The 12,200-nt window shown below is 58.5% G+C and carries 13 protein-coding genes; 4 read left to right on the top strand and 9 right to left on the bottom strand.

Annotated elements, in window-relative coordinates; translation table 11 throughout:
* The first annotated feature begins 505 nt into the window (after positions 1–505).
* From NCS00_RS11160 to NCS00_RS11145, 4 genes are all read left to right on the top strand, one after another.
* Positions 506–778, top strand: a complete 273-nt coding sequence (locus NCS00_RS11160; protein ID WP_250440108.1) for a hypothetical protein — start codon at positions 506–508, stop codon at positions 776–778.
* 226 nt (positions 779–1,004) lie between these two features.
* Positions 1,005–1,304, top strand: a complete 300-nt coding sequence (locus tag NCS00_RS11155) for a hypothetical protein (RefSeq protein WP_502799590.1) — start codon at positions 1,005–1,007, stop codon at positions 1,302–1,304.
* A 255-nt stretch (positions 1,305–1,559) separates the two neighbouring features.
* Positions 1,560–1,766, top strand: a complete 207-nt coding sequence (locus NCS00_RS11150; protein WP_250440106.1) for a hypothetical protein — start codon at positions 1,560–1,562, stop codon at positions 1,764–1,766.
* A gap of 495 nt (positions 1,767–2,261) precedes the next feature.
* Entirely contained in the window at positions 2,262–3,662 is a 1,401-nt protein-coding gene (locus tag NCS00_RS11145) for a hypothetical protein (RefSeq protein WP_250440105.1), read from the top strand.
* Between the two features lie 495 nt (positions 3,663–4,157).
* Here the strand turns inward: NCS00_RS11145 and tnpC are convergent, their stop codons facing one another.
* The 9 genes from tnpC to NCS00_RS11100 all read right to left on the bottom strand — a co-directional run bounded on the left by tnpC (position 4,158) and on the right by NCS00_RS11100 (position 11,702).
* The gene (gene tnpC / locus NCS00_RS11140; protein WP_250440104.1) at positions 4,158–5,711 is read right to left on the bottom strand and encodes an IS66 family transposase; all 1,554 of its coding nucleotides are present in this window, start codon (positions 5,709–5,711) and stop codon (positions 4,158–4,160) included.
* A gap of 30 nt (positions 5,712–5,741) precedes the next feature.
* Positions 5,742–6,086 (bottom strand): IS66 family insertion sequence element accessory protein TnpB, encoded by a 345-nt coding sequence (gene tnpB, locus NCS00_RS11135; RefSeq protein ID WP_034474626.1) that lies wholly within the window; start codon positions 6,084–6,086, stop codon positions 5,742–5,744.
* Positions 6,083–6,511: an IS66-like element accessory protein TnpA gene (gene tnpA / locus NCS00_RS11130; RefSeq protein ID WP_034474624.1), complete on the bottom strand. Its 429-nt coding sequence runs from the start codon at positions 6,509–6,511 to the stop codon at positions 6,083–6,085. The genes tnpB and tnpA overlap by 4 nt, the downstream gene beginning before the upstream one ends.
* A 215-nt stretch (positions 6,512–6,726) precedes the next feature.
* A complete protein-coding gene (locus NCS00_RS11125; RefSeq protein WP_250440102.1) occupies positions 6,727–7,542 on the bottom strand; it encodes a glycosyltransferase family 2 protein in 816 nt (271 codons plus the stop codon).
* Positions 7,543–7,551: 9 nt separating this feature from the next.
* Positions 7,552–7,908 (bottom strand): DMT family transporter, encoded by a 357-nt coding sequence (locus NCS00_RS11120; RefSeq protein WP_250440100.1) that lies wholly within the window; start codon positions 7,906–7,908, stop codon positions 7,552–7,554.
* Entirely contained in the window at positions 7,905–8,744 is an 840-nt protein-coding gene (locus NCS00_RS11115) for a sugar phosphate isomerase/epimerase family protein (protein ID WP_250440099.1), read from the bottom strand. Before NCS00_RS11115 ends, NCS00_RS11120 begins: the two co-directional genes overlap by 4 nt.
* Positions 8,741–9,535 (bottom strand): NAD-dependent epimerase/dehydratase family protein, encoded by a 795-nt coding sequence (locus tag NCS00_RS11110; RefSeq protein ID WP_250440098.1) that lies wholly within the window; start codon positions 9,533–9,535, stop codon positions 8,741–8,743. The genes NCS00_RS11115 and NCS00_RS11110 overlap by 4 nt, the downstream gene beginning before the upstream one ends.
* Positions 9,532–10,695, bottom strand: a complete 1,164-nt coding sequence (locus tag NCS00_RS11105; RefSeq protein ID WP_250440097.1) for an FAD-dependent oxidoreductase — start codon at positions 10,693–10,695, stop codon at positions 9,532–9,534. The genes NCS00_RS11110 and NCS00_RS11105 overlap by 4 nt, the downstream gene beginning before the upstream one ends.
* Complete coding sequence (locus tag NCS00_RS11100; RefSeq protein WP_250440096.1) at positions 10,695–11,702, bottom strand: glycosyltransferase family 2 protein; 1,008 nt, start codon at positions 11,700–11,702, stop codon at positions 10,695–10,697. The genes NCS00_RS11105 and NCS00_RS11100 overlap by 1 nt, the downstream gene beginning before the upstream one ends.
* Positions 11,703–12,200: the final 498 nt, after the last annotated feature.

Raw genomic sequence — 12,200 nt, 5'->3', positions numbered from 1 at the left:
TTCGTGTGCGAGCATTGCACCGCCCCCCCCGCGTGAGAATCGAGTGCAATCAGAAGCAAGGCGTCGGTGGCGTCGTAATGACCGGGTAAAAAGCAGCGATTGCCAATGACGCGGATGTGGTCGTGAAAATCGACGGCGACGGGAAAATGGATCCAGCTCTTCTTCCATATTTCGTGATCCCTATTATCGAAGGGTGGGGCCATTACACAAAAGGAAATCGATTCTATGATCCTAGGCACATCGTCCGGATGCCGTTGCGAGTCATCTTCCGCTGGGTAAAATTAGCAGGCGATATTCTTACGAAACAGATGTGCTTTTGCGGCTGAATACCTTGCGCGCGGTCATAGCGGATATTCCGATGGATGCGGTTTATGCCGATGAAGAACCAAATCTGAAAATATCGCAGGTGATTTTTGAGGAAATCTTAACTGATATCGTAAAACGTACCTTCTACAACTAATTTCATCGTTACATGACGGCGGCGACATTCGAGCTAATAATTGGCATGCTTATGTTCTGGTTTGGGTTGGGTTTCGGCATTTCTCATTGGATTGCCGCCGTTTTGAGCAAGATACCTCCGCCGCTCGGTACGGTCATGCTGGCAGCGCTCCCGGTGCTGCGTTTGGCCTCGCCGACGGGACTTTTTCTCGCCACGACCAGTCCACATCTGCAAACGCCCGACGAGATTTTTCATGTGTACGTTTCAAGCGTCGAACGGAAGATTCCTGGCGCAGCGGGTTCGGCGGCTCGTCGGGCGGTGAGGTCGATGTCGCGCTGATTGACCTCGCAAACATGATGTTCCCCATGGCGACACGGCCTGATGTGAAATACGACGCGCCGTTGCGGGCGAAGGTAGTCGGACTGCATTGGACCGGCCACCTGGCGGACGCAGAATTTCCAGGGTCGGCCATCTATCCGGCATATGCGTCCACCATCAGGCCATCGTGATCCGGGCAGGGCGCACGTTCGGTTTGTCTGCACTGCAAACCTATACGCTTGATTGCTTGTTCGACCTGCTGGTTAGCGCGGCCCTCACTTCTTGGGCTATCTTTACGGCCGACGCGTCTCGCTTGCGATCTTCGCGGTGCGCGCTGATGTTGTTTGGTTTCGTCAGCGATGAAGTGCTGCTGATTCCGGCGTGCTTCCTACTGATTGCCTACGTCGACCGATTTATGCATGAAAACCGGCCGGTTCGAGTGCGAGCGCTCCTCATCGGCGCTGCCTTGGCGACGCTTTGCATCAACGCGCGCCCGCCCTACGTGGGATTGTTGCTGCTGGCGTTCATGCCAGGGCTCTGCTTTTGACCTTGCCGGAAGCGACTATGGGCTACTGCGTCGTTCGTCGCAGTCATCGCCACGGCACTGAATCTCGTTCGGCTTCGTCGAGATGTTCAATCATGCCGCGTGGACGCCGGTGGCGTCGCCGCGTTCCATCTCGGGTCAGATTCACTTGCTGTCACATCCTTTGGATATTCCGCGTATTGCTTGGGCGACGCTGCAAACATGGGGCGCCTTCTACTGGATCGGCTTCGTCGGCGTGCTTGATGGTTGGATACGCATATGCATCTGGCCTACTACCGCATTGTGATTCCTGCCCTGCTGCTGGTGGTGGCCACCCCTGCGTTGAAGGCGAGACAAACCGAGCGGCACGCACTGCAAAACCGCTGCATCCTGATGCTCGTCTGCCTTTTGGGTCTCGGCATGATCGTCGGCAAGGCAGTCATCTTCTCGGGCTCGCGCCAATGGTCGCGCTCGGGCTGCCGATGATCGCGGCGCATATGCCGGAAGATCGCACGAGCAGCGGACGAGTCGCGCTCGCCGCGCTCGGAACGGCCGTGGCCTTGAGCTTTCCTATTCATAGCTATCTGAAAGTGTTGAGAGCTATCCTAAATCGCTTTTACATCCGAGTCGCCGAGACGTTTCATCCGTAGCAGTACGACGATCGCGCGAGCTGCGGCAGGAAGCGCCGCGGGACTCTCGATCTCGATAGCCTTCGGTACCGTTCGGGCAGCGCATGCTACTCATTTGACACGGTATCAAACAAACTGTACGCTTCCCTCCCGCGTTTTCTCCTATTGGAAAATGTCGAGAACGACGAAATTCGGCATTGACTGTCGGTCGTGAAAGGACCAAGGTGAGCGGATTTCTTCATCGCAGATCATATTGATCGCGTGCCTGTCGGAATCCTCAAGGAACTCCGGAACTCGTGCCGTCGCCGGACTACGCGAGTCGGCTTCTCAATTCTCCCAAACATAAGCCTCCATGAAGCGCTCCGCCATCATCGAATATCGCACGATGCCGTGCTTCCTTGCAGCGCTACTGGCCGTGCTGGCGATCGCATTGCATGCTCCCGGACAACTTAGCTACGACTCAATCTTGCAGCTCTACGAGGCATCGATCGGGCGATCGGTAGGTTGGCAGCCTCCCTTCATGTCTGCTCTACTGGCCTGGCTGGGCGGTGGCACGGTTGCCTCATCAGTGTTCGTTGCTCTCAATGCATGCGCCACATATGGCGCGTTCATCATTGCCATACGCAGCGTACCAACGATCTCGGCAGCGCGAGCGCTGTTTTGCTCGATCGTTCTGATCAACCCAGTGGTCTTTGCTTACGTCGGCATCGTATGGAAGGACGTTCTCTTCGGCTCGTGGGCCGTGCTGACCTTCGCGATTTGCATCGCCGCTCAGCGCATGCAGTCACCGTCCATTCGATTCGGACTCGTCGCGCTCGTCGCGATCATGCTCGGTACTGGCGCGTTGATCCGTCAGCAGGGCGTATTCGTGGCGCCGATTCTCATGCTCGCACCGTTCGCGATTGTGTTGTCGACATGGCGAGGAAGGCGCCGGACACAGTTGCTTTTCGTCAGTGGTGCGCTGTTCGTGTTTGCCTGGGCCCTGACCGGCCACCTTGTCAACCGAACGATCGCCGGGAACGACGGACGGGCCATGTCTGCCGCGCCGGAGATCGTGCAGACATTCGATATTGCTGGCATGGTCGTACGCATGCCGACGCCTGACGCGATGGCTACCTTTCCGGGCCTCACGGCCGACGACGACAAGCGGATCCGCGAACGCTACGTACCCGACCGGGGAGACTTTCTATATATACCCACGCTGAAATCTGATTTGCTGCATGCTGCAGGCAGCGATTCACTGACTTCGGTATGGCTGAACGGTATCAAGGCGCATCCCATGGCGTACGTGCGGCATCGGGTGAGCAGTTTCATGTCGTTGCTGGATATGCACGATATCAATAAATGTCTTCCCATCCACGTCGGCGTCGAGGGCGAGGCCGAATACGTCAAGCAGCTCAATCTGCGCACGGGAACTTCCGCACGCGCTCAGTTACTCTATTCAAAGTTACAAAAGGTGTTTGCATTTCCAGTTTGGCGGAACTGGTTTTACGTGGCGATCATGGCAATCATCACCGTCATTCTGTTGTTCCGGAGGAATTGGGTGGCGAGTCCGAGCCGATTGGTGATCTCGGTGTATCTCGCCGCGATGTGGGTCTTTCTCGCCTCGTTTCTTCCGACCGGCATCGCGTGTGATTTCCGGTATCTGTATCCGATCATCCCGCCGGTTATGGCCATCCTCTTGACGCTTTCTTCTTGCAGCGGCGATAGGGACGATAGTACATCACCGCCTGCGGAGGCTACGCGAGTCTGACCGTCGTTTTGACGACGTCGCGCCGGAGGCTTCAGCGAAAAGGGGCGTTGAGGTCGCGCCGTTGCACAAATACGCTCCGACATTTCGGCCGATTTCCGCAAGCCGCTGCTCCCTCCTTCGTAAGTCTCGGGTCCGCCATATGCAGGCGCTACCGAATCGGCGCCTTGGCGTCGCTCTTACCCGCCGACGCTGTTAAGCGAAGCGGAAGTCAACATAGCGCACGAGGTCAATCGCAAGTCGTGTACTGATCGTGCGCGGTCTGAAACCCCTGTGCATGTCGGGCAGCCTTTTATAGGGAAGCCTCGAGGTCTCACCGGTGTCAGCCGCGGTTGGGTCGGACTTGACCTGGAAGATCAATGACCGAAAGCCATTCATCGACGCTGGTAAGCTGTTTCCCGCTTGAAGGTAAGCGGCTCGCGTGGGCCGTTCTCGACGTTACGCGGGCAATTCGCCAAAGTCGGCGTTCGTGGGCAGGATCTGTGATCTACCAGGCAATCAGGAGGTTGAGGCAGGAGGGCCGCCCTTGTCGCGAAGCTTTGGGGCCACATTCCAGGGCAGTAGCTCTTCGATGCGGTTGACTTTGTGATCGGCGATATGGGTCAACACGTATTCGAGATAGGTACGCGGATTGATACCGTTGAGCTTGCAACTGCCGATCAGACCATACATCGCGGCGGCCCTCTCGCCACCGCTGTCGGAACCGGCGAACATGAAGTTTTTACGACCGAGGCTTACGCAGCGCAGGGCATTTTCGGCCAGGATATTGCTGATCTCGGCCTGACCGTCTTCGCAGAACAGCATCAATTCGGCCCAGCGATTCAACGAGTAGTTGATTGCGCCGGCCAGCTCCGACTTGCGCGACAGCGTCGCAACCTTGGCCCTGATCTTCGTCTCGAATGCGATGAGCAGAGGCTTGCTCTTCTCTTGCCGCACTCGCAGCCGTTCGGTGGCTGGTTTGCCGCGGATATCGGCCTCGATGCTGTAGAGCTCGCCGAGCATATCGAGCAGTTCCTGCGTGTCGTCGGTCGGCGTGCTGGCGTGAATTTCGTAGTACCGTCTCCTGGCATGGTCCCAGCACGCTGCCTGACGAACTTTGCCGCTGGCGTACAGCTCGTTGAAGCCATCGTAGCCGTCCGCTTGCAGGATGCCTTTGAATCCGGCGAGACGGGTCTGGGGATGGATGCCTTTGCGGTCGGACGAGTAGTCGAACCACACTGCGGCCGGTTCGTTCGAACCCGAGCGACGATCGTCACGGACGTAGACCCACAGGCGACCGGTCCTGGTCTTCTTGTTGCCCGGCGCGAGCACGGGAATCGGTGTGTCGTCCGCATGCAGCTTAGTGCCGGCCATCGTATAGCGGCGCAGTGCCTCGGTCAGCGGGCGGCAGAGCTCCTCGCACTGACCAACCCAGCGCCCAATGCTCGCGCGGTCGAGCGTGACGCCGTCGCGTGCGGCGATCTCCGACTGACGGTACAACGGGGTATGGTCCGCGTACTTGGCAACGAGGATGTCAGCCAACAGGCTCGGGTGGGCAACGCTGCGCTCGATCGGCAGACCAGGCATTGGCGGCTGCGAGAAGTGATTGCAGCAGGTGCAGACGCCCTTGCGTCGGATCGTGCGGATCACCTTGAAGGCGGCCGAGACGCGAGCGAGCTGCTCGGAAATGTCTTCGCCGATCAACCGCATGGCGTTTCCGCACAGTGGGCAGCCCGGATCGAGTTCGAGCACATGCTCTTCGCGCGGCAGATGGGGCGGCAGCGCCTCCTTCGGCGACAGGTTACCGCCGGACGTGCTTGCGGGCGACGCGCGGGCACGGCGCACATCCGCAACGCCGCGCCCGGCAGCCAGTTCCTCCAGCTCGGTCTCGAGCCGGGCGATCTGACGGTCAAGCTGCTCGGACTTGCGACCAAAGTGCATCCGCTTGAGCTTGTCGATCTGCGCCTTTAGCCGCTCGATCTCGCCACTTTGTTCGGCAAGCGACGCGCGTTGCGCAAGCACCAAGGCTTGCAGCGCGTGGACATCCTCAGGGAGATCGGCGCCGTTCGACATGAGGCGCAGTTTACGAGCCTTCCGCGCGGTTTACAACATCGACAGTGCAGCGGTGCGGCGTGGTTGCCTCCAGTCAATGCCCTCAAGCAACATCGAGAGCTGAGCAGAGGTCAGGCAGACCTTGCCGCCATCGGCCTGTGGCCAGACGAAACGCCCTCGCTCCAATCGTTTCGCGAGAAGCCAGATCCCGTCCTCAGTAGCCCAAAGCACCTTTACGAGATCACCGCGGCGCCCGCGAAAAATGAAGACGTTCCCGCCCAGGGGGTTCTCTTCAAGCGCCGTTTGCACCTTGGCGGCCAGACCCTGGAAGCCACAACGCATATCAGTGATACCCGCTACAAGCCAGACGCGCGCGCCTGAAGGCAGGCCGATCATCGGGTAAGCTCGCGAATGAGTAGCCGCAGTATCGCCGGTGAAACGTCACCGGCGATGCGAACGCGTGCACGATCAAATTCGATCTCGCAGACGTTCTCGGGTGGCGAGTTAGTCTCGTGGCTATTGGGCGCGACCTCCGACGTCTCCGTCACAATGCTCACCGGCAGTAGTACCGGCGCACCGGTCTCAGGATTTGCGACTGCAGCCGCATGCTCGGGATGTGGTGTACCGAATATGCCCTGAAGATACTGCCGTCGCCACCTGAACAGCAGATTGGTGTTGATGTCGTTACGCCGCGCAACCAGGGATACAGAAGCCCCGGGCTCGAAGGTCTGCTCGGCCAAGTGCCGCTTGGTAGCGACGGGAAAGTTCGGTCGTTTGATCTTCGGGCTACGACTCAATGTCTCGTCCACTTTAGTTCCCATCAAATCGTTTAGTGGGAACTAAACTACCGACCATCTCAATCAGCCGTCGAGAACGGCCCTCGCGAGCCGCTTACGCTTGAAGCGGCCTGAAAAACCAATCTTGACCACAAACTTCGCGATGAGAAGCACTGCGTCCTTGAAGGGACGCAAGCCTCCAGCAGACGCGTGACAGAACCAAATCGCGACGACGGGCACGTAACGCAGCTCTGTTTCGGCTAACCGTTATAGGCTCCAAGGCACGCTTTGAACAGTACCTTCAGCACTGAAAAGTTCCCCCTGATGGCGCTGATCTTCGTTGGAACCTCGCCCTTCGGATAGCGACGCGCCGTAGGCAATTCGATGCATCGATAGCCTAGCTTAGGCGCCCGGTACGACAGATAAACAAGCAGTTCGTAGGTATTGAAGGCGTCACGGAAAATGTTGAGTTCCGGATCGACGAGCATTCGGCGGCTATAGGCACGGAACCCCTGCGTCGTATCTGTCCAGGAAAATCCTGAAAAGAGGCTTAGCATGGGCGCGTGGAGAAGACGAATAGCTAGATCGCGTGACAAGGGTGTATTTTCCGCGACGCCGCCAGGCAAAAAACGCGACGCCTGCACGAAGTCGTAACCTAGGTCTAGCGTCTCGATGAAGCGCGGGATCGGTTCGGGGTCGTCTTTGTCGTTTCCATCGATGGTCACGATGTGCTCGTAGCCCTGATCCAGTACAAAGGCATAGGCGCAACGCAACTGGGCACTCAGCTTTCCCGGCGCAGTCTTCAGCAACAAGCCGCGCACGCCGACCGTACGGAGAAACTCCTCCGCAAGCGATCCGTCCTTGCTTCCTCCGTCAACGATGATGACGTCCGCGATCGAAGGAATGCCCAGTGCGCTCATGCGTGTGAGCAGATTCCGAATCCGATTTCCCTCGTTAATGACCGGGATTACGACGGACGCCTTATGCTCACGGCCCAGCCAAAAAAGGGTATTGAAGGTGGGCACCTGCCAGGCGGAGCGATGGTCGCTCGGCGACGAATTGGATGCTGAGTTCATGGATTCTCTTCAGGCTACGCGGATTGTCAACAGAACCACGCCTGTCACGATGAAAAAGATGCCGGCTCCGGTCGTCCAGTGAAACGGTTCTCGGAAAATCAGCACGGAACTGAGTGCGACGGTCGCAATCGCGCCCGACGTGAGCACCGGGTGAGCGACGTTGAGCGGCAGTCTCGACAACGCTGCCGCATATAGGAGGAAAGCCGCTCCGTACAATGCGAGTCCCAGCCAAAACGGCCAGTTCGTCAGCGCAGCGAGCGGGTCGGCGGGCGATGGGAATTTGCGCGGCGGCAGCATTGCAAGCTTGACGAGCACGCTTGCTGCCGCGTTCGAACCTATGCCCAGTGCGAGAATGATCCACTTCATCGTACCGACGCTCCATCCCGAGCGTCTCCGTAGTGCGCGATAGCGACTTTCACAGCACGCTCGATCGAAACCGAGTGCGGCTCGTCTTTCGTCGCCACCATTTCTACGGTGACAACATGCCCAGGCAAGAACGCCCTTACCGCTTGACCTGTCGCGGCGTGGTCACAGTTGCCCGCACCGAGCGGAATCAGATCCGGCTCGCTTGCGTGCACATGGCCGATCGCGTCGGCATATGCACGAACCACCTCCGACGGATCTTCACCGTTGATTGCGATTGCGCCCGAATCGAGCTGCATTTTGATCGCTGGGTGAGCAATCTGTTCGACGACTTGCCACGTGTCGGCACTTGTCGTCATGAAGTTCGCTCCGTAGCAGGGCGGGTTCGGCTCGAGACACACGACGACCTCGTGCTCCGCAGCGATGTCGCCTAGGCGACGAAAGAAGCGCACGGCAATGTCCAGCGCCTGTTGATCGTCGAGGCCGCTGCGGTCGCGGTTTTTCGGCGAGCCGAACACCAGTCGCGTCGCGCCGGTTCCATGGCCGATGCGGCAAACTGCGCTGAGATGAGTCAGCAACGCCTGCTGGCTGTCGGCATCGCCGAAAACGTTCAGCCCGGTCGTGCCGAAAAGTAAAGACTGCATGCCGATCATCTCGATGCCGCGTTCACTCCACCAGCCTTTCACGCGTTCGATGTCGTCAGTGGTAGCGGAGGCGGGTCGTGGGAAATACTTGCCGGGGGCGAAGTCGATCGCGTCGACGCGATAGCGGGCGAGCAGGGCGGCGACAGTCTCATCCTCGGAGACGTCCCACGCGATATTTGAAACTGCGATCCTCATGATCCGCTTCCTTCGGCCGCCTTGACTGTGGCCGGCTCCGACTGTGCGTACGCGCGAACCGCCTGCACGGTTTCGCGCGCGCTGTACTGATAGTCGCCGGAGGTCCCGAAGAGTGCGGCGTGGCGCGTGCGCATGTTGTATCGAGCCGGCGGGTTGCCGAGATGTTGCGCGAAAGGCTTGCCAAAGCCGAGTGCAGAGATGTCGGCGACACTGATCGGCTCCGCTGTCAGATGGATCAGACGGAGTCCCGCATTGCGAGCGGTTGCGACGTCGTACGCGAGGTTGATCATCGGATAGAATTGAAACACGCCACGGCTGTCGATGGCCGCGACGTTGTTGTCGTTCAGAAAATCGAAGATGACGTTCTTGCGCAGCCCAGGGCCGACGAGGCCGGGAAGCCGCACGATCAAATGATCGGGAAAATGCGACTGCACGAACTTCTCCAGCCGCCTGCGATTCAGCCCATAGGCATGCAATCCCGTTTCGTCGACGGGCGTGGTTTCATCCACGTCGAGCGGGCTCTTGAAAACGTCGACCGTGCTGATGAGCGTGAAGTGTCGGCATTGGACGCGGCGCAGGTGATTGATGAGCACGTCGATGTTGCGCAAATCGGCTCCTGGCTCGCGGTTGGCGATCCATTTCTGCGCGGGAGCTCCGGCGCAGACCACCGTGTCGAAGGACTGATCGTCGATTTCGCCGATGTTAGTCGACCTGAATGTCGACTCGAACTTGCCCTGTTTCAGCAGCGTGGTTCCGACGAAGCCGGTATATCCGATAAGTGCGTTGGTCATCTCGATTGATTCGAAAGAGTGAGATCGGTGAAGGCGACGAGCGGTTCGGAGTCCAATTTCTCCAGCACGTCGTAGATGTTGTCGATTTTGCCGCCAAGCACGGAAAAGCACCCTGGCAGGTCGACGTGTCTTTCGAAGAAGATCGGCCGTCCGTCGTCGGTGTCATTCTTGGTGAGCACCGTCTTGATCTCGAACAAAGACTCGACGTACTTTGCGCCGAAAACCGCAGGCATGTAGCGTCCGACATCGCGGATCATGCGGTCGACGCGCGTTTCGCGATGATAGGCCGCCAGGCGCGCGTAAGGATCGATGCCCCGTTCGTCGCTCCAGTAAAGGTGAGGCGTATAGCGTACGTGAGACAGCGTGTGAAGCCCTCGCGAGGGAAACGGCATCATCGAGAAGAACGGGCCGTCCATGACTGTGATGCCAACCTTTTCGAGTTCCGGTGGCACCTTCAACAGTGCCATTTCCGTTATTTCCTGCTTGAGTTGTGTCCGTGTGCCGGGAAAGTCGCCGCCAAACTGATTTAGCCCGCTATACGTGCAGTTGAAGACGTAGCGGGTGGTCAGCAAGGCGAGAGCGTCTCCCGATGAACGAGTCGTTACCCGCAAGGCGTTGTTGGCCGATCTCACAATTTCTTCGGCTCGCGTGTTCAGACGGACTTCGATTGCCTCGTTCGACAGTTCCTGCGCGGCCCACGCCGCGAGCTTCCGGGAATCGAACGCATACTCGCGCACGACGAAAACTTCTTCGATCAGGCGCGGCTCGAACAACGCGCGGTGCGAAGCGTCTGCCGGTTCCAATTGCGCGCTGGTCTCGCGGCAGAACCGCTCGAATTGCCTGGCGGTGACCTTCGAGTTGCGCCGCGCGATGGCGTACAGCTTCACGAAATTGGTAACCACGGCGTCGGGCCAATCGTGCACGAAACGGGGCAGATTGATGCGGCTGCGAAAAGCGGTCGTGAAACTGCGCGGATAGTGATAACCGTTGTGCACGCGCGCCTGATTGTTGTACGACGCGCGCTGCATTAGGGCCGCTTCGCGCTCGAGCAGGCAAACCCGTTTGAAACCACGTTGACGCACGAGATATTGCGCGATAACCACGCCGTAGAAACCGCCGCCGATCACGACGGCGTCATACACTTTTACGCTCGTCGGCATCAGCGAATCCGCTCCGACCGAGCATCGGTCTGAATTTCTTCGATGTTGAGCTTCTCCCGGCGGGTCATACGCGCGCTGGTGAACTCTTGCCCGACGTGATAGAGCGGCCCCTCGTTGGAAAGGCTCGCCATGTGCAAGATGTATTCGGCGAGCACTAGCAAGACGAGCGAAATGAGAAAGAACATGCCCGATTGTTGCAGCGACATGCTAACCCATCCCGGCGCGACGTTCGGCTTGAAAAGGCCGATCATGACGACGTACACGGAGTAAATTAGGTTGGCGCCCGCTCCGAACATGCAGAGCGAAGTGACGAGACGCATCGGCGCGCGAGTCGTTGATACAAGCAGGCGTACACCGCGGTCAATGCTTTCGCTTAGACGCTTGGCGCGCACCTCTTTCGGAGGCGAACTGTAACGCAGCTTGAACCGGGAAAACCCACCCGTGAGCGGCAAATGCCGATAGGTTATTGTAGGCTGCGCGTGCTGCAGGATGAAATTCACGACGCGCTTGCTGACCAGGCGGTACTGCGGCGCCTCGTTGCTGAATTTCACGCCGCTGCAATAATGATAAAGCATGTCGAAAGCTCGGTGCGCTACGCGATACGGCATACTCTCCGCGGCTCGCGCCTGATTATCAGCCAATACGATATCGATGCCGCCGGTTGCCTTCTCCAGCATCGGTTCCACGAAACCGATGTCGTCGAGCAGCGGATCAAGGACGACGACAAAATCGCCTAGAGCATTTTCGAGTCCGACCCAGAATGCGGTGTCCGCGTCGACTTCCTTGGTGAGCGCATAGACCTGAAGATTGGGTTGCCCGGATTCGGAAGTCATGCCTCGCAAAATCGACACGCTGTCGTCCTCGGACGCATTGTCGATGATGATCAATTCGTAATCGCTGACGAGGCCGCCGACCGCCGTCGCGACTTCGTTCACAAGCGATTCGACGCGAGCGCTTTGATTACGAACGAGCAAGACGACCGATAGGAACAGGGGAAAGGGCGTCATTTGGATCCTTGGCTCATGCCCGAGGGCAGCTTGATACCGGAAACTCTTTATTGTAAAGGACCGTTGCAGGTCAGCCGTAAAATCCGGCAATTCGCTTGCGCTCCTCCCCAGCCGCCATTTCTCTCGATGCTCATCACTTTATGCAACGACCGACACACGATGGCCATTAATGTGCCGCTGAAGACGGTCGGTAGGCAACACCTTTGCCGGAGCTGCCCGACAGGGCTCGATTTCCTCATGCGCGGTTTTTTTGTCGCGCGCTCCACAAGCCGTTCGTGGGCCGTCTCGCGGGCTACGAAATGCGCTACATCGCCGGCAAGTCAAATATCTTGAGGGACCCATCGATCGTGAGCGGCTGCCTAATACGGTTCCGAACCGACGTGCTTAAATCGTTCGGCTGCTTCCATGCACGCTATTTCCCTGCTTCGGGAATTGCGACTACTTAACTCGCCGCACGCGTGCAGATGGTGCGCTCGATCCCGCCGCGCAGAAGGAATG

This window comes from Caballeronia sp. AZ1_KS37, assembly GCF_023631165.1.
Lineage (GTDB): Bacteria > Pseudomonadota > Gammaproteobacteria > Burkholderiales > Burkholderiaceae > Caballeronia > Caballeronia zhejiangensis.
Note: the sequence above shows the minus strand (reverse complement) of the source record. Positions and strands in the feature narration are given on the sequence as shown.